Origin of the sequence: Polynucleobacter sp. 71A-WALBACH (genome assembly GCF_018882365.1) — a bacterium.
Lineage (GTDB): Bacteria > Pseudomonadota > Gammaproteobacteria > Burkholderiales > Burkholderiaceae > Polynucleobacter.
In genome coordinates this window covers 1,439,846-1,461,898 of the sequence record NZ_JACVOP010000001.1, presented here as the reverse complement: position 1 = coordinate 1,461,898, position 22,053 = coordinate 1,439,846, and the positions used below count along the sequence as shown (strand labels likewise).

Genomic DNA, 22,053 nt, shown 5'->3' with positions numbered 1-22,053 from the left:
ACAATAAGGAGCTAACACCCTGATTCTAAACGATTGCCCCATGAACTCCCAAGTCCCTAACGATTTCCTGTACATATGAATACCGCACAAGCACAGTTGCTACGCTGGGTTTTGGTTGAAACCAGTCACCCCGGTAACGTAGGCTCAGCAGCGCGTGCGCTTAAAACCATGGGATTTAGCGATCTACGCCTGATTTCACCAAAAATTTCAGGGGTTGCCCAAGCACCCGAAGCGATTGCTTTAGCCAGTGGCGCCGCCGATATCTTAGAGTCCAGTCAAGAGTCGCCATCGCTGGAGTCTGCTGTTCAAGGCTGCGCCTTAGTCCTGGGGCTTACGAGTCGTGATCGTGAATTTGGACCACCAGCATTAAATTGGCAAGATGCTCGCCCCCTTATTCAGGCTGCCGTCGCAGGCAATCAAAGGGTTGCCTTACTATTTGGACCAGAGCGAACTGGACTAGATAACCAACATCTATCCCTTTGTACGCATCGGGTCTGGCTGGACGCTAACCCACTCTACCCCTCGCTTAACTTAGCTCAAGCCCTCATGGTTTGCGCCTTTACTCTCAGGGAGTCATTCTGCCAAGGCGTTAATTCTCTGGTTCCAGATGCCCCCGAGTCAGTTGACTATGCTGATCCAGCTGCCGTAGCGGCCATGCTAGAGCACTGGCGCCAAGGGCTAGAGGCAATTAGGTACCTTGACCCTGCTAACCCCAAAAAGCTCATGCCTCGCTTGCAAGCCCTATTTGCGAGAACTCGTCTTCAAAAAGAAGAAATTGACCTTCTGCGTGGCATTGCCAAGCAGATGCTCCTGAGAAAATAAATTCAGCCTTTACCCGTTAAAATCGCTTCATGTTTAATTCGCTTTTCGACCAAGTCGACTCCATCATTGTTCGCGACCCTGCCGCTAGAAATCGCTTAGAGGTCATTACCTGCTACCCAGGTTTACATGCTGTATGGATTCATCGCGCCTCTCATGCCCTGTGGAACCTGGGCTTGAAATGGATTGCGCGTCTTCTGTCGATGGTGTCGCGCTGGATTACTGGCATTGAAATTCATCCGGGCGCAAAGATTGGTCGTCGAGTCTTTTTAGACCATGGCCTGGGCATTGTTATCGGTGAGACCACTGAAATTGGTGATGATTGCACCATCTATCAAGGCGTGACCTTAGGCGGAACCAGTTTGTACAAAGGTGTAAAGCGTCACCCTACCTTGGGCAAAGGAGTTGTCATTAGCGCAGGAGCTAAAGTGCTTGGCGGTTTTACCGTTGGTGATGGCGCTCGAGTTGGATCTAATGCCGTTGTACTAAAAGAAATCCCTGCGGGAGCAACCGCAGTAGGAATTCCTGCTCGCATCTTGCATCCCGACCTACCTCAGGCAAGTACGCCTGATAGCAAGGCCAAAGAATACTTCTCCGCTTATGGCGTGACACCGAATGTAGATGACCCTGTGTCTATGGCATTAAAAGGTTTGATTGATGCCACTCTAGAGCAAGAAGCCAAAATTACAGCGCTCGAGAAAGCGCTAGCAAAATTAAGCAACGCACCAGCGTCTAATGCTGGCGAGTCGAGCGACACTAAGCGTGATCTTGGAGCCTTAAAAGAATGGCTCAAAGAGTAATTTAATGCAGAGTTGGTGCTGTACCGCCAGCATTGGAAATGTCGTCTGTTAATTCATCATCGCCGTCATCGGAATCATTAGGCATTCCGAATGCAAATGCTTCACCACCTTCGGGATGGCGATTCTCAATCTCCTCATCAGTAGCAGCGCGAATATCTTCAACCTGAACCCAGAAACGCAAGGCCATACCAGCGAGAGGATGATTTCCATCTAGGACTACTTGACTATCAGCGACATCGGTTACGGTATAAATTAAAGGCTCATCATCCGCTTCGCTAGATTCATCTTCTTCAGAATCAGGAACGCCCTCAAACTGCATACCCACCTCTAAAGGCTCTGGAAATCGAGCGCGTGGTTCGATCTTGAGTAACTCAGGATCGTACTCGCCAAAAGCCTCGCTGGGCTCAAGCTGAATGCTGGCTTCATAACCCACATCTTGACCGTCCAACATGGTTTCAATCTTGGGAAAAGTGCCCTCATACCCGCCATGCAGGTATACCATCGGAGAATCAGGTTCCTCGATAATATTGTTTTGCGCATCAGTTAATTTGTAGCGCAGGGATACAACGGTATTTTTTTCGATCTTCATGCGTAATTCATTCAACATTGTGTTTTAAACAGCCTCTTACTTATATGACAGCATTTTACTTGAGCAAGCCTTATGACCCACCGCAGGCACCCCAAAACCTCCTGCTGGATCGCCCATGGGCGCTTCTAGGGGGTGCTAGCCCCCAACAGTTCATGAAATCCCATTGGCATAAAAAGCCACTTTTAGTACGCGGTGCCATTCCTGCTTTTGAACTCTCAAAACAGGTAGGCGAGCCATTGGATAGCGCAATTTCAGCCGAAGAGCTCTTTAAGATAGCAAGTGACGATGCAGTCGAGTCTAGATTAATTAAAGCCAAACCCTGGGGCTTTGCTGACGGGCCATTTAAAAAGAAATCCATCCCTTCACTTGAATCTCCAGACTGGACGCTACTTCTCCAAGGCATGGAGGCAAGGCACCCCGCTGCTGCAAAAATTCTTTCCTGGTTTCGCTTCATACCAGATGCACGCTTAGATGATTTAATGATTAGCATCGCTGGTCCTGGTGGTGGCGTAGGCCCCCACTTTGATTCATATGACGTCTTTTTAATTCAGATGTCGGGACGAAGGCGTTGGCGTATTTCCGAGCAGAAAGATTTGACTTTAAACCCCCATCTTCCACTGAAGATTCTGCAGGACTTTAAAGTTGAGCAGGAGTGGGTGTTAGAGCCTGGCGATATGCTTTATTTGCCCCCTCATATTGCTCATGATGGCGTTGCTCTAGATCCAGGTTGCCAAACCTGGTCAGTTGGATTTAGAGCGCAAAGCTATAAAGAAATTTTGCAAGAGGGTCTATGGCGTTTAGCCGAATCACTAGAAGGCATTCTGGAGCTAGAAAAACGCTTTGCCGATCCCAAGCAAAAGGCGACTAACCAGGCCGAGCAACTACCAGAGGAAATGATTAAACAGTTAGAGCAAAAATTAAAAAGCTTAAAACTCGATCGCGTGGAAACATTTCTACCTGGAATTGCCGCCTATCTCAGCGAACCAAAACCCCAGACCTATTTCGATGGGTCAAAAAATAATCTTTCTCCTGAAGAATTTCAGCGCCAGATTGCAAAGCATGTCTTAGAGCCGCACCCCCAAACTCGATTGCTAGCTCTAGGAGAGAAAATTTACTGTAATGGCGAAGATGTCACTACCGGGCAATCCAGTCCGATACAGATTGCCTGGTGCTCACTTGCCGCAAACAGGCAATTCAAGGGTGGCCTAGGACGATTTCAGGCAGACAATAGCCTTTTTGAGGCTTTTGAAGCCGGTTGGCTAGTTTTTTAACTCTCGATTAGGACATGGCTATAATGATCGCTGGAAAGTACCTAAGGGGTAACCCTGTACTTTCTTAGTATTAATAACCGGTTATTAATGATAATTTTTTAAGAGGAAATTACAAATGAAGAAGTCACTCGCACTAGTAGCAATGTTGGCAATCGCTTTGGCCGCTTGCGGTAAAAAAGAAGAAGCAAAACCTGTAGAAGCTGCTCCTGCTGCTCCTGCTGCAGCTCCAGCTGCTGACGCTCCTGCTGCTGCACCTGCTGCTCCAGCTGCTCCAGCTGCTGACGCTAAGAAGTAATCTTCTTCTTGAAGAAAAAAAGCCGCTGAGAAGCGGCTTTTTTATTGGCTAGAATTTTTGTAATGCAATAACTTATCTAGACATTTGCTCAGTTAGTAGAGTTAAAAGCTGCAATCCTGCTGCAGTATTTTCTGGCTTACCATCAGCATCTTGAACATAGATGCTTGAAGAATTATCACCAGTTGATTTAACTACAACAAGATACTTCTTAGCTTTCAGACTTGAGTCATCCTTGCTACTAAAGAGATTTGAGAAGAAGCCTTTGGTGTCACCTAAATCTTTAGGATTGACGTAACGCACATAGTAAACACCATTGGCGCGATTGCGATCCTCAACAGTAAAGTTAGAGCGATCTAAGGCAAGACCTGTATCACGCCATGCGCGATCAAAACCTGCTGCCATCTCAATATGCGCAGTATTAACGCCTTCCTGAACTAATTTTGCCTTTGGAGTCTTAGCTCCCAGTGGAACTGCGACTTGAGCCTTAGCCATTTCTTGAGTCATCCCAAGGCGCTCCATTAAGCGAGCTAAAAATGCTGCCTCAAGCTCGGGATCATTTGGGCGTGATGTCCAGATCGTAGAGTTACAAGCACCACTGTTATCGCTTACGCATTTCTCAATCGCACCACGCTGAGTAATAAAAATTTCAGTTTGATTAGGCTTGCTTACTTCTAAGCGAGTTTTGTAACGATCTCTCTCACCAGTGTCATAGATGGAATCCAATGCACCACCAAGAGCTTGACGAATGAAATCTTGAGGAATTTTTGCGCGGTTCTCGGCCCAGTCGGTTTCCATGATTCCTGTTGAAGGTGAATCAATGGTGAGCAGGAAGCCATTCTCCTGCCAAAAATCTTTGATTTGCGGGTAGAGCTCTGGTGCTGGTTTATCCACCACTAACCAACGACGCTCGCCATCACGCTCAATACGCATACCTGGAATGCCAGTCATTACGTTCTTGCGAGTTTGCACCGATTTTTTAACAGCGGCATTGTATTCAGACATAGTGGCGGAGCCGTCCTGAACAATGTAACGACGATCTGCCTGGGCGGTAATGAGATCTGGAGGGTAGGATAAATTAGGCCCACGTACCGCACCAGCCGACTTGTAGTCCACGGTGTCATTAGTTGCTACCGATTTGCAGCCGACCAAAGCAATGCTTGTTAAAGAGAGGATCAGTAGGGTTGCGCAATGTTGGCGCAGGGTTTGAATCAAATTCGTCATAGTAAGCCAGCCTGTTTCATTGCAGTCTTCAAAGGTTCACGCAAAGCAACGCTCAAAGGGGTTAAAGGTAAACGAATTCCAGAGGTGACTTTACCCATTTCATGCAGGGCCCATTTAACTGGAATTGGATTTGCCTCAATAAACATGGCTTTATGAACAGCCAGTAATTGATATTGAATAGCGCGCGTCCTCACAACATCATCAGACATCGCTGCCTGACATAATTCATGCATCAAACGGGGTGCGATATTGGCGGTAACAGAAATATTGCCCTTACCACCCATGAGCATCAGCATTGCCGCACTCAGATCATCACCAGAAAATACAGAGAAATCTTGATGTCCAGCAGCCTTGAGATCGGCGAGCAATAAAGTGCCGCGTTCAATACTGCCGGTAGCGTCTTTGATGCCAATAATGCCTGGAACACCTGCTAAACGAACTGTTGTCTCGCCAGCAAGATCCGCAACAGTCCTACCGGGGACGTTGTAAAGAATGACGGGTAAATCAACTGACTCAGCAATTTTCTTGAAGTGGGCAAACATACCCTCTTGGGTGGGCTTGTTGTAGTAAGGAACTACTTGGAGGCTGGCATCGGCACCAACAGACTTAGCAAAATGAGTTAACTCAATTGCCTCAGTGGTGGAATTACCGCCTGTGCCGGCGATTACCGGAATACGTCCGGCTATATGATCGACGGTTACTTTGATGAGCTCACAATGCTCTTCCACGGATACCGTAGGAGATTCCCCGCTCGTACCAACGATGACAATGCCATCGGAACCTTCGGCAACATGCCAATCCAACAAGGAACGTAAGGCTGGAAAATCCAGACTTCCATCCTCGAACATCGGCGTCACAATGGCAGGCATACTGCCTGCAATAGGCTTTTTACTAGCTTGGGATTGTGTTGTATTAGTCACTGAATGCGTCTGAATTATCTGAATGTTAACCACCAAATTGTAACGGAATGCACCCTTTTAAATGCCCTTTTACAGCACAAATCCGCTGAACCATAGCTGGTTTAGGTCGATCGAGGTAAATATCCTCGTAGGCAATCACTTTCAAGCCTGAACGTTCAGCCAAAGCAAGCAATTCCCCTGTTTTTAGCAAGAAATTGGGGTTTGAGGGTTTGCCAAACTGAGCATTCCCATCGGCGAAGGTTTCATAGATTAAAACACCGCCGTCAGCCAGCATTTTGGGCAATTCATCTAGAAATGGGCGGTAAAGGTAATTGGTCACCACAATTCCAGAAAAAAGCTGGCCCAGCAAAGGCCAATCAGAACCCTCAAGATCAAGCTCTCGAGTTTGAAAAGAGGTGCCCTGGAGTAACTCAACTCCGGAAATATCTCGATCGACGGCCAATATAGTGTGGCCTAGCGATGCTAGTAAAGCGGCATGTCTGCCAGCACCACAAGCCAGATCCAAGACCCTACCGCCCTGTGAAATGGCTGGTGCAAAACGCCTTACCCAAGGAGAGGCGTCCGCAATCTCAGCATGCATTAAAGTCAAAATGTGACCTTAGTCGTACGCTAGGCCCATAGACTCACGGACCTCACGCATGGTTTCTTGAGCAACCTTACGCGCCTTATCGGAACCGTCCGCAATGATGGAACGCAACAAGCTAGGATCATCCAAGTACTTCTGGGCACGCTCGAACATTGGTTGCTGCTCAGCGAGAATGGCATCAATCACAGGCTGCTTACACTCCAAGCACCCGATACCTGCTGACTTACATTCTTTTTGAACCCAAGTCTTAGTTTCTTCATTGGAATACACCGTATGCAACTGCCATACCGGACAACGCGCAGGGTCACCTGGATCAGTTCTACGCACCCTCGCAGGATCCGTTGGCATAGTACGAATTGAACGAATAACCTCTTCAGGCTTTTCACGAATACCAATCGTATTACCGTAAGACTTTGACATTTTTTGACCGTCAATACCAGGCATGCGTGATGCAGTCGTCAACAATGCTTGAGGTTCTGGCAGAATAATTTTACGAGCGCCCTCTAAGAAGCCAAACAACCTTTCGCGATCTGCCATTGAGAGACTTTGTGCCTCTTGCAGTAATGCTTTAGCTTGCTCTAGAGCCTCATCATCGCCCCGCTCCTGAAAAGCGACGCGCAATTCAGCGTACATCTTGGCGCGTTTACTACCTAATTTTTTCACCGCCTCTAGCGCCTTCTCTTCAAAGCCAGGCTCCCGACCATAAAGATAATTAAAGCGACGCGCCACTTCACGAGTCATCTCTACGTGTGGCACCTGGTCTTCACCTACCGGCACAAATTGTGCGCGATACATCAGAATATCAGCAGCCTGCAGCAAGGGGTAACCCAGAAAACCATAGGTCTGCAAGTCTTTCTCTTTGAGTTTTTCAATTTGATCTTTATAGGTTGGTACACGCTCTAACCAACCTAAAGGTGTGCCCATGGCTAGCAATAAAAATAGCTCTGCATGTTCGGGCACTTTGCTTTGAATAAATAAAGTGGCTTGGTTTGGATCAACCCCACAGGCCAACCAGTCAATCACCATATCCCACACCGATTGCTCAATCACATCCGGGGTTTCATAGTGAGTCGTTAAGGCATGCCAGTCTGCTACAAAGAAGTAGCAGGGATACTCGGACTGCAAGCGAACCCAATTCTTTAAAACGCCATGGTAATGGCCTAGGTGCAAGCTACCAGTTGGTCGCATGCCAGAGAGAACGCGTTCTGCAAACATCTTGATCTTTATTCTTTAAGGGTAATTAAAAATGGTTAAGTATGAAAAAGCGTGAAAACTAGCTTAATGAAATAGCGACCACACTGGAGTCAAATGGTCGGGCAAATGCGGCAAGGTACCAAGGTCAATATAGCTCTCATCTGGATCGTGAAAATCGGATCCTCGAGAAGCTAAAAATCCATAATGCTGAGCAATCTTGCCATAGGTCTGATATTGATTCGGGCTATGGCTACCAGTAATCACCTCAATAGCCATACCGCCGATTTCTTTGAAGTGCTTATAGAGCTCATCCATTTGCATGGCGCTTAGCTTATAGCGACCTGGATGGGCAATCACAGCAGCCCCACCCGCTCCCTTGATCCAAGTAACAGCATCATCTAGTGTTGCCCAAAGATGCGGCACATAGCCAGGCTTGTCTTCAACCAGATAGTTTTTAAAGACTTGCTCGGTATCGCGGCATACGCCCTGCTCTACTAGAAAGCGCGCAAAGTGTGTGCGAGAAATGAGATCATGATTACCAGCAAAATGCAGTGCGCCCTCATATGCACCTGGTATGCCTGCTTTTAATAATTGTTCCGCCATCTGCTTAGCTCGATTACCGCGGCCCTCACGAGTACGGCGCAAGCCTTCGATAATCCCCGCATGAGCAGGATCAATTCCTAAACCAACAATATGAATAGTCTGCCCCATCCAGGTTACAGAAATCTCTACTCCAGAGAGATAATCCATGCCAAGAGAGCTTGCGGCAACTCGAGCCCTCTCTTGACCCCCCAATTCATCATGATCGGTTAAGGCCCATAAATGGACGCCATTAGCATGGGCGCGTTCAGCCAACTGCTCAGGCGTTAAGGTTCCATCGGAAACAACGGAATGGCAGTGTAAATCTGCGTTTAGGCTGGAATTACTAGTCATGACCCTATTTTAGGTCAAGCTGGTATCAATTACCCGGCGAGGCGCATCTAGGTAATCACGGGACTGCATCTCAATTAAGCGAGAAACCGTTCTGGCGAACTCGCTGGTAATTTGACCCTCGGTATACAAATCTACCGCTGGAACCTCTGCAGAGATGATTAATTTGATTTTATGGTCATATAAGACGTCAATGAGCCAAATAAAACGACGTGCTTCATTTGTCATTCTAGGGGGCATATAGGGCACCCCTGACAAAATCACCGTATGAAATTGGTTGGCAATCTCCAAATAGTCATTTTGCGACCTTGGGCCACAGCATAGAGTTTGAAAATCAAACCAAACTACCCCTTCAGCCATATGCAAAGGTCTCAGCTCTCGTGATTCAATTCGCAAAACTGGGCGGACAGTTTCCTTTTGATTGCCAATCAGTGTCTGGAACATTTGCATCAAGACTGCGTGAGTTTCCGCATTCACTGGCGTGAGATAGGCCTCAACCTGCGCCATCTGTACGCGACGATAGTCATTACCAGCATCAACATTCATCACATCAAGCTGTTCCTCTAATAATTTGATAGCGGGCAGTAAGCGATCTCGATGCAGGCCATTGGGATAAAGTTGGTTAGGCTGATAATTCGAAGTCATAACAAACTGGACGCGATCTTGAAAAAGCGCGCTCAGCAAGCGATACAAAATCATGGCATCGGCAATATCATTAATATGAAACTCATCAAAACAGATGAGTCGATATCGTTTTGCAATTCTTTTAGAAAGCTCATCCAACGGATCAGACAAACCAGAAAGTTCATGAAGCTCGCGATGCACTTCTCGCATGAACTCATGAAAATGAATACGAATCTTTTTTTCTAAGGGGGATGCCGCAAAGAAGCAATCCATTAAGAAGGATTTACCGCGACCCACTCCACCCCACAAATAGACGCCACGGGGCAATTTTGGTTTAAAGAGTTTCTTTTTTAAGCCACTGCTACGGATTTCTTTATAAGCAATCCACTCATCTTCGCAGCGCTGCAAGCGCTCCATGGCAGCAAGCTGCGCGGGATCACTTTGATACCCGCGCGCCTTTAACTCTTGATGGTAATACTCTAATGCTTTCAATTACATGTTTAGTGCACGTTTATCCGTCGCTAATGCTGCCTCGCGAACCACTTCCGACAAGCTTGGATGTGGATGACAGATACGGGCAATATCTTCAGCTGCCGCTTTGAATTCCATTGCTACAGCTGCCTCAGCAATTAAGTCAGAAGCATTGGGTCCAATAATATGAACGCCTAAGATTTCATCAGTTTTTTCATCAGCTAATACTTTGACAAAACCATCGGCACGATCCATACCTAATGCACGACCGTTAGCGGCAAAAGGGAACTGACCAGCTTTATAAGCAATACCAGCCTGTTTGAGCTGCTCTTCAGTTCTACCAACCCAAGCGATTTCGGGATCGGTATAAATTACCCAAGGAATACAGTTGTAATCAATGTGCGGCTTTTGACCAGCAATTATTTCAGCAACAAGTACACCTTCATCTTCAGCTTTATGAGCCAACATTGGTCCACGCACTACGTCACCGACTGCGTAAACGCCAGGCGCTGAAGTTGCACAAGTATGGTCATCAATCGGAATGAAGCCACGCTCATCCACTTTGAGGCCAATTTTGTCGAGACCTAATTTTTCAGTATTGGGAACACGGCCAACAGAAACAATTAAGCGGTCGCACTCTAGTTTCTGAGCCTTACCTTCCGCATCAGTGTAGTTAACCACAACACCTTTTTTGTCCGCCTTCACTTCACCAATCTTGACGCCCATATTGATTTTAAGGCCTTGCTTGGTGAAAATCTTGTGCGCTTCTTTAGCAATACCTTGATCGCACGCACCCAAGAAAGTTGGCAGAGCTTCTAAGATAGTTACATCGGAGCCAACGCGGCGCCATACGGACCCGAGCTCCAAACCAATTACGCCAGCGCCAATTACGCCCAGCTTCTTCGGAATAGAATCAAACTTAAGACCACCTTCGTTATCGCTAATCAATACGTTATCGACAGGAATGCCTGGCAAGTGACGTGCTTTAGATCCAGTAGCGATGATGACGTTTTTAGCCGTAACCACTTCTTTGTCTTTACCGTCAATCTTCACCTGATAACCGTCAGCTCCCTTGCCTTCAAAAGAGGCGTGACCTTTTAACAAAGTGATCTTATTTTTACGGAACAAGAACTGAATACCCGCAGTCATCTTGGTCACAATCGTATCTTTACGAGCAATCATCTTGCCAGAATCCAACTTCACTGATCCAACGGTGATACCGTGATCTGCAACGTGATGACTAATCTTCTCAAACTCTTCAGAAGAGGCAAGCAAAGCTTTAGAGGGAATGCAACCGACGTTCAAGCAAGTTCCACCTAAGCGAATCTCACCTTTAGGATCGTCGTATGCATTTGATTCGGCACAGGCAACTTTAAAACCCAGTTGCGCAGCACGAATTGCGGCGATGTAGCCACCAGGGCCACCGCCGATTACTAATACGTCAAATGATTGGCTCATGTTCTTCCCTCTTACAAATCAAGGAGAAGACGTGAAGGATCTTCCAAAGCATCCTTCATGGCAACTAAGCCCAGTACCGCTTCACGTCCATCAATAATGCGATGGTCGTATGACAAAGCTAAATAGTTAATCGGACGAATCACAATCTGGCCATTCTCAACAACAGCGCGCTCTTTAGTGGCATGAATACCCAAGATCGCAGACTGTGGAGGATTAATAATTGGAGTCGACAGCATGGAGCCAAATACGCCACCATTAGAGATGGAGAATGTACCGCCAGTTAAATCCTCTAATGACAATTTACCTTCGCGCGCTTTAACACCAAACTCGGCAATCTTCTTTTCAATATCAGCCAAATTCATTTGATCAACATCACGCAAAATAGGAACTACTAATCCGCGTGGTGAGCTCACTGCAATACCAATATCAAAGTAACCGTGGTACACGATGTCATTGCCATCAACAGAAGCATTTAGCAGTGGGAATTTCTTCAAAGCATGGGTGGCAGCTTTAACGAAGAAAGACATGAAGCCCAACTTCACACCATGAACTTTTTCAAACTGGTCCTTGTACTTGTTGCGCATCGCAATTACTGGAGCCATATTGACTTCATTAAAAGTAGTCAAGATTGCATTGTTCGCTTGGGATTCAAGCAAACGTTCAGCAATACGTGCACGCAAGCGGCTCATTGGTACACGCTCTTCAGGACGATCGCCCAACGGAATCGGTGCGCTTGGCAAAGCAGCGGCAGCTGAACCACCGGCCACCGCATTGATTGCATCACCCTTAGTGATGCGACCATCACGACCAGAACCAGCAACTTGACCAGCGCTCAGATTATTTTCAGCAAGAATTTTTGATGCAGATGGCGCAGCAGCGGCGCCAGATGACTTGGCAGCTGGGGCAGCAGCTTTAGCAGGTGCGGCAGCTGGAGCGGCCACAGGTGCTGGTGCAGCAGCTGCGGGAGCAGCAGCGGCAACGGCAGTACTATCAATCTTTGCAATTAACTGCTCGGCAACTACAGTACCGCCATCAGCAACCACGATTTCTGTCAAAACACCTGCAGATGGCGCTGGAACTTCTAGCACCACTTTATCAGTTTCAATTTCGATCAAGATCTCATCTTGACCGACGGCATCGCCGACTTTCTTTTTCCATTGCAACAAAGTAGCTTCTGCTACTGACTCAGAAAGTTGTGGAACTTTAACTTCAAAAATAGCCATGATTAATCCTATTTAGTGTTTGTATATTGAGTGACGTCTACGATTACTTCGTAATGACATAACCCTTTAGTTTTGCGAATGCTGCGGCAAGAAGAGACTTCTGTTGTTCTTGATGGAGATGGGCATAACCGCAAGCTGGTGAAGCTGATGCTGGACGACCCGCATATGCCAACTTCATACCTTCGGACATGTTCTCCAAAATATTGTGCTGAACAAAGAACCAAGCACCTTGGTTTTGCGGCTCATCCTGACACCACACAACCTCTTCCAGATTTGGATACTTCTTCAACTCAGCAGTCAATGCTTTATGTGGGAACGGATAGAGCTGCTCCAAACGAATAATCGCCACATCTTCAATTTTCTTTTCAGTACGCGCTTTAGCTAAGTCGTAATAAACCTTGCCGGAGCACATCACCAAGCGAGTAACTTTCTTGCCATCAAGACTCTCATCGCGCTCAGGCAGAATGGTTTGGAAACCACCCTTAGTGAACTCAGTTAATGGCGAAGCAGCTTCTTTGTTACGTAGCAAAGATTTTGGCGTCATCAAGATCAGCGGTTTGCGGAACTGACGAATCATCTGACGACGTAATACGTGGAAGATCTGCGATGCGGTCGTCGGCTGAATCACCTGCATGTTTGTGTCGGCACATAACTGCATAAAGCGCTCTAAACGCGCAGAAGAATGCTCAGGACCTTGGCCCTCATAACCATGAGGCAACATCATGACCAAGCCATTGGCACGACCCCACTTCACCTCACCTGAGGCGATAAATTGATCAATCACCACTTGGGCGCCGTTTGCAAAATCTCCGAACTGAGCTTCCCAAATAGTCAATGTATTAGGCTCTGCGGCAGCATAACCATACTCGAAACCAAGTACAGCCTCTTCCGACAAGATAGAGTCAATTACTAGAAATGGGGCTTGATCTTTAGCGACATGCTGAAGTGCAATATAAGTACCGGTATCCCACTTTTCGCGATTCTGATTGTGTAGCACTGCATGACGATGGGTAAAGGTACCGCGACCACTATCCTCGCCAGATAAGCGCACTGGGTAACCACTGGCCACTAAGGATGCGAAGGCCATGTGCTCACCCATACCCCAATCGATATTCGCCTCGCCGCGACCCATTGCAGCACGGTCACGGTAAACCTTCTCTACCAAGGGGTGCGCCTTAAAGTCTTCGGGGATGGTGGAAATCTTTTCAGCCAAACGCTTCCATTCGGTTAATGGAATAGCAGTGTCAGATTCATCAGTCCACTTCTTGTTTAAGAACGGCGACCAATCAACCGCGAACTTACCTTTAAAGTTACTTAATACTGGATCAGAAGTTTGCTTCCCTTCATCCATTGCGGCGCGATACTCCTTGACCATCAAATCGCCAGTACCGGCAGGCAATACGCCCTGCGCCTCTAGTTTATCTGCATAGAGCTTGCGAGTACCAGGATGAGCAGCGATGATTTTGTACATCAAAGGCTGCGTCATGGCTGGAGTGTCTTGCTCGTTATGGCCTAATTTTCTAAAGCAAACAATATCAATCGCCACGTCTTTATGGAACAGGCTGCGGAACTCGACTGCCAATTTAGTTGCTAACACCACCGCCTCAGGATCATCACCATTCACATGCAGTACCGGTGCATCAATCACCTTCATGATGTCGGTGCAATACAAGCTTGAACGTAAATCACGCGGGTCAGATGTGGTGAAACCAATCTGGTTATTAATCACAATATGAATCGTGCCGCCAGTGGAATAGCCGCGAACTTCCGCCATCGCTAACGTCTCTTGCATGACACCTTGACCTGCAATCGCAGCATCACCGTGAACTAATACTGGCAATACCTGCTCACCCAATAAATCCCCACGACGTTCCATACGAGCACGCGCGGAACCCTCTACTACTGGATTAACGATTTCCAAATGGGATGGGTTAAATGCCAATGACAAATGGACGGGGCCAGCTGGAGTGGAAATATCACTAGAGAAACCTTGGTGATACTTCACATCACCTGCAGGCAATGTTTCTGGGCCCTTATGCTCAAACTCAGCAAATAAATCTGTAGGCATCTTGCCCAAGGTATTTACTAGAACATTAAGGCGACCGCGGTGAGCCATGCCAATCACGATTTCTTGAACGCCTTTGGCACCAGCTTCACGAATCAACTCATCCATACAGGCGATAAAGCTTTCACCGCCCTCAAGAGAGAAGCGTTTTTGACCAACATACTTAGCCTGGAGATAACGCTCCAAACCTTCAGCAGCGGTAACGCGATCTAGGATTTGGCTCTTTTGATCCACATTGAAATGTGGGGTTGAGCGAATGGACTCTAATTTTTCTTGCCACCACTTTTTAATCTTTTGGTCGGCAATAAACATGTACTCGGCACCGAGGGTGCCACAGTAAGTTTGACGCAATGCTTGCAATAAGTCACGCAAGGTCATCTCGTTTTTACCAAAGAAAGTATTGCTGGTATTGAAGACGATATCCATATCGCCATCAGTAAAGCCATAAAAAGCGGGATCTAACTCAGGAATATCTGGGCGCTCTGTGCGCTTCAACGGATCGGTATCTGCCCAGCGATTGCCGACGTTACGATACGCCGCGATCAACTGCTGAACAGCAACGCGCTTGCGGCCCATAGCAGAATCAGCTGAATCAGCAGACACTGTGCGAATGGGGCCCTGCTTCGCGCGCTCAGCAAAGGAAGCAACAATCGGTCCATGGGCGATATCTGCTCTAGACGAACCATCGACCGCTGGAATTTGCTTCACATTATCAAAATAATCTCGCCAGTGATCAGCTACAGAAGCTGGATCGTGCAAGTAGGATTCGTAGAGTTCTTCTACGTAGGGGGCGTTTCCACCGAAGAGATAGGAATTATCTCTTTGATCCTGCATCATGATGCTCACCTTTCATCGGGTTTCCCGAATAAAAACTGTGGTTAAAACCATTCGCTCTACGGCTAAACCGCTTTACGAATTGATCTGTGCGAATACTCTTACAACGGTGCTAATTTAACACGATTACCCATTGATTCATAAAGGGCTTTCCCTGATTTTAAAGGTTTCAGGGGTATTTCCCTATTTAAGCCCCGAATAAGAATTTTCCTACTCTGATTTAAACCACTCCTGACAGATTCCCTTGGATTTGGTTCGTATTCTCTAAATCTTCAAATGAATTAATGAGATTAAGGAAATATGAAAGCAATTACCCCTGAATTGGAATATCTAAGCACCCGTCAAAGTGCAAAAGTATTACAAGTATCTCTTGGTACCGTCCAGAAAATGGTTGAATTAGGTGAATTAATCGCGTGGAAGACTCGTGGAGGTCACCGCCGTATTCTTGCCAGCTCCCTTGATCAACAGCTAGCCCGTCGTAAAAGAGCTATGCGCCAAAAGACAACTCAAAACTGTATTGCCATGGGAATATTTCGGAGGGTGGAAAATAGCCATGAGTTAATCGAATCCATTCAATGCTGGCAGTTAAAAGTAGATATGGAGGTCTCAGTGGATAGCCTCGAAGGTCTCATGAAGGCGGTTTCAATTTCTCCAGACTTGATATTTCTCGATGCCTTAATACCGCCAGTTGAGCAAGTACATCTAATCCATTATCTGAGCAAAAACAAGGACACACAGCGTATTCCTATCTTGGTAGATGAGGGATTTATTCGTCTACATCCAGGGGTTATGGGTCTAGCTGATGAAAATACAGTTGGAGTGAGGTCGCAATACCCAAAGGCACTCCAGGAAGAAGTTGAAAATGGCCTAATTGACCAAAACCCGCTCATTATTGGCTATCCAGCCACCAATCCAGAGCTTGAGACTGCCTTTGGGGACAAAAATCGGCACGAGCTCCTGGAGCCCATATTTATCCAAGCACTAAATAGAAAGTGCGCATAGCAGCTTAATTAAAACTCATCCATAAAATAAAGGCCGCTCAATTTGCGTTGAGCGGCCATTTAAATAATTAAATCTATTTAAATCAATATCTTAGATCAGAAAGCTGCTACGGTCTCTGCCTTCAATCCATTTTGGAGCCTTGCCACGACCAGTCCATGTATCACCAGTAGATGGGTTACGGTACTTAGGAGCGACCTTGCCACTTGGACTGCGAGCACCACCAGCTTTACGACTAAATAGATCAGATGCCGTTAAATCATACTGCTCAATGATGAGCTTAGCCTTAGCAATGCCATCAGCTTTTTCACGTAAAACCGCTTCTTTAATCTGCTTGTCCAACAGTTCGCGTTGAGCTAAGAGTTCTTTATAAGAAGACATGTATTAATTTCTCCGAATATTAATTTTAAGGAATAACTAAGGATTAGCTATTCCTGAATGGACATTATATACAGATATTAATAAATAAGAATATATATTGGAAAAGAGGCTATAACCCTATTGAAATAAGCTTATTAGAGTATTTTCTCTTAAATATATAACATAATCATTATAAATATTATATTGATTATAAGTATATAAAACTATCTTCTCAGCATAAATGTACCGCTGGCTTTAGCAGTAACTTCACCAGCCTCATTTAAAACTACGGCCTCGCAATAATTAATCGTTTTTCCGGATTTCAGGACGCTACCCTCCACTACGATCTTGCCAACGCTTGGGCGCAAGAAGCTGACGCTCATATCAATCGTCATGGCGCCAAGTGGCTGATCAATGGTGCTACGTGCCGCCGCCCCCATCGCAAAATCCAATAGGGTCATGACGACTCCCCCATGAGCAATGTGAAAACTATTCTCAAACTCCGGCTTAATCACCAAGCTAATACGTGACTTACCGCCCTCGGCATACTCGGGCACAACCCCTAGATGAGCTAAAAAAGGAATAGTTAGACCAAAATAAGTGGTGTCGTTTGAACTGGATGTCATAGGAAATTTGAAATTGAATGGATGGTCGGGGCGAGAGGATTTGAACCTCCGACCACATGCACCCCATGCATGTACGCTACCAGGCTGCGCTACGCCCCGACGAGAAACAAAATTGTATCAGTAACTATTTCGAGAGAATTTGTAGTACAGCCTGCAACTCATCGCGTAAGCGAAGCTCGCCACGAGCTTCATCTAGGCGATTTCTGGCGCCACTGATAGTGAAGCCCTCTTCATATAAAAGCGCTCTTATCTTGCGGATTAAGACAACCTCATGATGCTGATAGTAGCGACGATTGCCACGACGCTTTTGCGGACTTAATTGCGAGAACTCTTGCTCCCAATAACGTAGGACGTGGGAGCGAACGCCGCACAAGTCCGAGACCTCACCAATAGTGAAGTAACGTTTCGCTGGAATCGGGGGGAGCTGCGAACTGAGCAGCGCCGACCCGGTATCAAATGCTGTTTTCTCGAGCATGAGACTCAACTACGTCCTTGAGCTTTTGACTTGCATGAAATGTAACAACTCGACGGGCTGCAATAGGAATCATTTGACCGGTCTTTGGATTGCGCCCTGGTCGAGCAGATTTATTACGTAATTGGAAATTACCAAACCCAGAAATTTTTACCTCAACGCCAGTCTCCAAAGACTGTCCAATACGATCAAAAAAAGCATCAATCATGTCTTTGGCTTCACGTTTATTCAGGCCCACTTGATCGAAGAGTGCTTCTGAGAGCTCATTCTTGGTAACGGTATCGTTGCTAACTAATTCATTCATGGCGGAAGTCTCTTCGTACTGTGTCTTTTACTAATACTAAACCTAGCGCAGACGGGCTGCGCAATTTTTCTCAAGGGCAGTCAACAAAGCTGTCATCACCGCTTCAATTTGAGCATCCTGCAGGGTTTCTTGCGGGTTCAGCAAGGTTACGCGGAATGCCAAACTCTTCTCATCATCACCCATGCTGCTAGAACCAGCCTTTGGCTTGAACTCATCAAATAGCTCGATTGCTTTAACGAAGTTCTGCTTCTTGGCATTCATTGCATCCAGCAAAGACTGCGCAGAGATATCCTGCTTAACAACAACTGCTAAATCACGCTGCACTGCAGGAAACTTACTTAACTCTTCTGGCTGAGGAATCCCCAGATTACGTATAGCCTCAAGATCCAGCTCAAAAAGGACAGGTGCTTGAGGTAATTCATAAGCCTGCTGCAGACCAGGATGCAATTCACCAATCCAGCCAATATTTTGCTTCCCAGATGAGGTCAATAACTGAACTTGTGCGCTGCGGCCAGGATGTAGCGCAGGATGAACAGCGGCCTCAGTCGTGAAATGCAAAGGATCAAGCACACGCTCCAGATCGCCCTTCACGTCAAAGAAATCAACTGCGCGATCTGAGCTTGCCCACTGCTCAGGAACAAATGAGCCGTAAGCCAAGCCACCAATTTTCTGCGGCTGATGAAAACCAGCCACCCTACCAGCTTCCTCTTGAATGCTTGCATCACGCTTAAATACACGGCCAGTTTCAAATAAACGCACACGGCCAGCGCCACGATTCAGGTTTGACTTAAGATTGGTCAGTAAGCCACCCCAGAGATTGCTGCGCATCACGCCATACTGGCTGGCAATTGGATTGAGTACGGCAATTAAATCTTTTTCAGTAGCGGCCGCTAAGCGTTGCTCGCTCTCAAGATCGGTAAATCCAAAGTTCACCGCCTCTTGATAGCCTTGGAGAGCTAAACGTTGGCGCAATAAATGCACACCGCGCTTTGCTTCAGCTTTAGCACTCATCTTTAAAGATGAAACAGGCGGCACATCAGGAATATTTTCAAAGCCGTATATACGTGCGACTTCTTCAATTAAATCTTCTTCAATTTCAATATCAAATCGATAGCTTGGAGGCATCACAACAAATACGTCACCAGCCTCCTGCTTGAACTCAAAACCGAGACGCTTGAACACATCAGCCACAATTTCAGCAGTCAGTGGAATGCCAATGACTTTCATAGCGCGAGCCAAACGCATGCTGACTGGTTTACGCTCTGGAATAGCTAATACTTGATCATCAATCGGACCAACTTGGCCACCGCAGACCTCAACTATCAGGGCAGTTAAATACTCTAAGCAGTTAGCCGTATTTTGTGGATCAACTCCACGCTCAAAGCGATGTGCCGCATCTGTACTGAAATTAAAGCGACGGGCACGGCCTTGAATTACTGAAGGCTGCCAATAAGCAGCTTCAACATAAATATTTTTTGTGTCATTTGTTACTGCGCAATGATTGCCACCCATGATCCCAGCCAAGGCCACTGGACCCGTTTGATCTGCAACTACACCAGCCTCTTGAATCTTGCCGGCAGAATCAGGGCCTTGCAAAGTAACCGTCTGGCCATTTAAGAGCTCAAGACTCTCGCCTGGCTTTGCCCAACGAACAGATAGCTCACCAGTCAATTTATCAATATCAAATACATGGGTCGGCTGACCCATCTCTAACATGACATAGTTAGATAAATCGACTAAAGCAGAAATACTTCTTTGGCCGGCGCGAGACAAACGCTTCACAATCCAATCCGGAGTTTTAGCTTGAGGATTAACACCGCGAATTATGCGTCCTGCAAAACGGCCGCAAAGATCGGAGTTTTCAACAGTGACTTTGAGCTTGTCGGCAATAGTGACATTAATAGGAGTCCACTTGGGCGCACATAAAGCAGCGCCAGTAATGGCTGATACCTCACGAGCCATGCCCATGAGTGAAAGACAGTCAGCTTTGTTCGGCGTTAACTTAATTACAAAGATCTGATCATCTAGGTCTAAGTATTTACGAATATCTTCACCGACTGGGGCATCTGCAGGTAGCTCTAAGATTCCTTCGTGATCATCGCCTAGCCCAAGTTCACGTCCAGAGCACAGCATGCCTTGGCTTTCTACGCCACGCAATTTACCTACCTTGATCATGAATGGCTTACCACCCGCTTCAGCTGGAGGTAATTCAGCACCAACCATTGCGCAAGGAATCTTAATACCAGGGCGTGCATTTGGAGCGCCACAGACAATTTGTAACTCTTGGCCAGTACCTGCATCGACCTTACAAACGCGTAAGCGGTCTGCATCGGGATGCTGCTCAGCTGACAAAATTTGTGCAATCACAATCTTCGTAAATGCAGGCGCTACTGAATGCTGCTCTTCCACTTCAAGGCCGGCCATAGTCATTGCGTGACCTAAAGCATTGCTGTCAAGCGAAGGATTTACATATTGGCGTAACCAAGATTCAGAAAATTGCATATGCGCTATCTACTATTAGAAGGTTGGCGAATTAAGCCGGAAATTGCGCTAAGAAACGGAGATCGTTCTCAAAGAAAAGACGTAAATCATCAACGCCATAACGCAGCATCGTCAAGCGCTCTAAGCCAGAGCCAAAAGCAAAACCGGTATAGCGCTCTGGATTAATACCCATATTACGCAATACGTTTGGATGCACCTGCCCTGCTCCAGAAATCTCTAGCCAACGGCCGGCTAACTTGCCACTACCAAAGGCCATATCAATTTCAGCCGAAGGCTCAGTGAATGGGAAATACGATGGACGGAAACGAACTTGTAATTCATTCGTTTCAAAAAAGGTTCTTAAGAAATCGGTATACACACCTTTAAGATCGGCAAAGGAAACGCTCTCTGCAATCCAAAGGCCCTCAACCTGATGAAACATTGGTGAGTGTGTCGCATCGCTATCAACGCGATATGTTCTGCCCGGTGCAATCACTTTGATTGGAGGCATTACATCAGCATTGGCGTATTTCTTTACATGCTCGCTTGCATATCGAACTTGAATGGGACTGGTATGTGTGCGCAATAGCAAAGGCTTCCCATTGGAATCTTTACCATCAATATAAAAAGTATCTTGCATCGAGCGTGCAGGATGATTCTCAGGGCTATTTAAGGCGGTGAAGTTAAACCAATCGGTTTCAATTTCAGGGCCATCAGCCACATCAAAACCAATCGAGCGGAAGATCTCTTCAACCCGTTCCCAGGTGCGCATCACTGGATGCAAGCTACCTACGGCTTGGCCACGGCCAGGCAAGGAGACATCAATGGATTCCGCCGCAAGACGTTGCAGTAATACCCCATCAGCCAATGCTTGGCGACGCTCTTGTAAGGCTGCTTCAACTTGGGTTTTGATTTGATTAATTTGGGCGCCAGCACTCTTGCGTTCATCAGGCGACATTCCACCAAGCGCCTTTAAACGCTCAGTGAGAACACCTGACTTACCGAGATACTTGGCTTTCGCGTCCTCAAGAGCTGCCGCATCGGCAGCTCCGAGGAAATCACGTTTAGCATCCTCGACAATGTGGTCGAGAGAAACCATTGCAGCTTAGTTTTTAAATGAACTAAGAATTAAGCTGCAGCGCTTACTACGGATTTGATCCGAGTAACCAAAGCAGCAAAAGCCGCTTTGTCAGCAATGGCCATGTCAGAAAGCACTTTGCGGTCGAGTTCGATCGCAGCTTTCTTCATACCATTCATGAATACGCTATAGGTCATGTCATGCTGACGAACTGCCGCATTGATACGAGCAATCCACAATGCGCGGAATACACGTTTCTTGTTACGACGGTCGCGGTATGCATATTGACCAGCACGCATAACTGCTTGCTTAGCAATGCGGAATACATTTTTACGACGTCCACGATAGCCTGTAGCGGCATCGGTGATTTTCTTATGACGGGCTCTTGCTGTAACCCCACGTTTGACTCTTGGCATTTATTTCTCCTGATCTA

At 46.6% G+C, this 22,053-nt stretch carries 22 protein-coding genes and 1 tRNA gene; 5 read left to right on the top strand and 18 right to left on the bottom strand.

The genetic code is table 11. The features are described from left to right. The first annotated feature begins 75 nt into the window (after positions 1-75). Positions 76-822 carry an RNA methyltransferase gene (locus ICN42_RS07385; protein WP_216252700.1) on the top strand — a complete coding sequence of 249 codons (747 nt, stop codon included), beginning with the start codon at positions 76-78 and terminating at the stop codon, positions 820-822. Positions 823-851: 29 nt separating this feature from the next. Further along, on the top strand, positions 852-1,619 hold the full coding sequence (cysE, locus tag ICN42_RS07380; RefSeq protein ID WP_216252698.1) for a serine O-acetyltransferase: 768 nt from the start codon (positions 852-854) through the stop codon (positions 1,617-1,619). 1 nt (position 1,620) lies between these two features. On the opposite strand, the gene ICN42_RS07375 is transcribed toward cysE, so the two are convergent. Then, positions 1,621-2,208, bottom strand: a complete 588-nt coding sequence (locus tag ICN42_RS07375) for a peptidylprolyl isomerase (protein ID WP_216252697.1) — start codon at positions 2,206-2,208, stop codon at positions 1,621-1,623. 44 nt (positions 2,209-2,252) lie between these two features. Here ICN42_RS07375 and ICN42_RS07370 point away from each other — a divergent pair, with 44 nt between their 5' ends. Beyond that, a complete protein-coding gene (locus ICN42_RS07370; protein WP_216252695.1) occupies positions 2,253-3,479 on the top strand; it encodes a cupin domain-containing protein in 1,227 nt (408 codons plus the stop codon). Positions 3,480-3,594: 115 nt separating this feature from the next. After that, the gene (locus ICN42_RS07365) at positions 3,595-3,774 is read left to right on the top strand and encodes a hypothetical protein (protein WP_062308574.1); all 180 of its coding nucleotides are present in this window, start codon (positions 3,595-3,597) and stop codon (positions 3,772-3,774) included. 72 nt (positions 3,775-3,846) lie between these two features. On the opposite strand, the gene bamC is transcribed toward ICN42_RS07365, so the two are convergent. The 9 genes from bamC to ICN42_RS07320 form a co-directional block, all read right to left on the bottom strand. After that, positions 3,847-4,995 (bottom strand): outer membrane protein assembly factor BamC, encoded by a 1,149-nt coding sequence (gene bamC / locus ICN42_RS07360; protein WP_216252693.1) that lies wholly within the window; start codon positions 4,993-4,995, stop codon positions 3,847-3,849. Next, positions 4,992-5,864, bottom strand: a complete 873-nt coding sequence (gene dapA / locus ICN42_RS07355) for a 4-hydroxy-tetrahydrodipicolinate synthase (RefSeq protein ID WP_216253021.1) — start codon at positions 5,862-5,864, stop codon at positions 4,992-4,994. The genes bamC and dapA overlap by 4 nt, the downstream gene beginning before the upstream one ends. Positions 5,865-5,940: 76 nt before the next feature. Continuing rightward, the gene (locus ICN42_RS07350; RefSeq protein WP_216253018.1) at positions 5,941-6,495 is read right to left on the bottom strand and encodes a bifunctional 2-polyprenyl-6-hydroxyphenol methylase/3-demethylubiquinol 3-O-methyltransferase UbiG; all 555 of its coding nucleotides are present in this window, start codon (positions 6,493-6,495) and stop codon (positions 5,941-5,943) included. 18 nt (positions 6,496-6,513) lie between these two features. Then, positions 6,514-7,716 (bottom strand): tryptophan--tRNA ligase, encoded by a 1,203-nt coding sequence (locus tag ICN42_RS07345; protein ID WP_216252691.1) that lies wholly within the window; start codon positions 7,714-7,716, stop codon positions 6,514-6,516. 63 nt (positions 7,717-7,779) lie between these two features. Continuing rightward, positions 7,780-8,628, bottom strand: coding sequence for a 3',5'-nucleoside bisphosphate phosphatase (locus ICN42_RS07340; RefSeq protein WP_216252688.1), 849 nt, complete (start codon positions 8,626-8,628; stop codon positions 7,780-7,782). 9 nt (positions 8,629-8,637) lie between these two features. Next, entirely contained in the window at positions 8,638-9,741 is a 1,104-nt protein-coding gene (zapE, locus tag ICN42_RS07335) for a cell division protein ZapE (RefSeq protein WP_216252684.1), read from the bottom strand. Beyond that, entirely contained in the window at positions 9,742-11,178 is a 1,437-nt protein-coding gene (lpdA, locus tag ICN42_RS07330; RefSeq protein WP_216252682.1) for a dihydrolipoyl dehydrogenase, read from the bottom strand. Between the two features lie 11 nt (positions 11,179-11,189). Beyond that, positions 11,190-12,401, bottom strand: a complete 1,212-nt coding sequence (gene odhB, locus ICN42_RS07325) for a 2-oxoglutarate dehydrogenase complex dihydrolipoyllysine-residue succinyltransferase (RefSeq protein WP_216252680.1) — start codon at positions 12,399-12,401, stop codon at positions 11,190-11,192. A 43-nt stretch (positions 12,402-12,444) separates the two neighbouring features. Then, positions 12,445-15,303, bottom strand: coding sequence for a 2-oxoglutarate dehydrogenase E1 component (locus ICN42_RS07320; protein WP_216252676.1), 2,859 nt, complete (start codon positions 15,301-15,303; stop codon positions 12,445-12,447). Positions 15,304-15,600: 297 nt separating this feature from the next. Between ICN42_RS07320 and ICN42_RS07315 the strand changes: the two genes are divergently transcribed. After that, positions 15,601-16,302: an excisionase family DNA-binding protein gene (locus ICN42_RS07315; RefSeq protein ID WP_216252674.1), complete on the top strand. Its 702-nt coding sequence runs from the start codon at positions 15,601-15,603 to the stop codon at positions 16,300-16,302. 90 nt (positions 16,303-16,392) lie between these two features. On the opposite strand, the gene ICN42_RS07310 is transcribed toward ICN42_RS07315, so the two are convergent. The 8 genes from ICN42_RS07310 to rplT form a co-directional block, all read right to left on the bottom strand. Further along, positions 16,393-16,680 (bottom strand): H-NS family nucleoid-associated regulatory protein, encoded by a 288-nt coding sequence (locus ICN42_RS07310; RefSeq protein ID WP_216252672.1) that lies wholly within the window; start codon positions 16,678-16,680, stop codon positions 16,393-16,395. Between the two features lie 203 nt (positions 16,681-16,883). Then, positions 16,884-17,285 carry a PaaI family thioesterase gene (locus ICN42_RS07305; protein ID WP_216252670.1) on the bottom strand — a complete coding sequence of 134 codons (402 nt, stop codon included), beginning with the start codon at positions 17,283-17,285 and terminating at the stop codon, positions 16,884-16,886. 22 nt (positions 17,286-17,307) lie between these two features. After that, positions 17,308-17,384: transfer RNA gene (locus tag ICN42_RS07300), tRNA-Pro, on the bottom strand. A 25-nt stretch (positions 17,385-17,409) separates the two neighbouring features. Continuing rightward, positions 17,410-17,760 (bottom strand): MerR family transcriptional regulator, encoded by a 351-nt coding sequence (locus tag ICN42_RS07295; protein WP_216252668.1) that lies wholly within the window; start codon positions 17,758-17,760, stop codon positions 17,410-17,412. Next, complete coding sequence (locus ICN42_RS07290; RefSeq protein WP_215334892.1) at positions 17,738-18,061, bottom strand: integration host factor subunit alpha; 324 nt, start codon at positions 18,059-18,061, stop codon at positions 17,738-17,740. The genes ICN42_RS07295 and ICN42_RS07290 overlap by 23 nt, the downstream gene beginning before the upstream one ends. A 42-nt stretch (positions 18,062-18,103) precedes the next feature. Then, positions 18,104-20,563 (bottom strand): phenylalanine--tRNA ligase subunit beta, encoded by a 2,460-nt coding sequence (gene pheT, locus ICN42_RS07285; RefSeq protein WP_216252667.1) that lies wholly within the window; start codon positions 20,561-20,563, stop codon positions 18,104-18,106. Positions 20,564-20,594: 31 nt separating this feature from the next. Further along, entirely contained in the window at positions 20,595-21,641 is a 1,047-nt protein-coding gene (gene pheS, locus ICN42_RS07280; RefSeq protein WP_216252658.1) for a phenylalanine--tRNA ligase subunit alpha, read from the bottom strand. A gap of 29 nt (positions 21,642-21,670) precedes the next feature. Next, positions 21,671-22,036, bottom strand: coding sequence for a 50S ribosomal protein L20 (gene rplT / locus ICN42_RS07275; protein WP_015421011.1), 366 nt, complete (start codon positions 22,034-22,036; stop codon positions 21,671-21,673). Between the last annotated feature and the right edge of the window lie 17 nt (positions 22,037-22,053).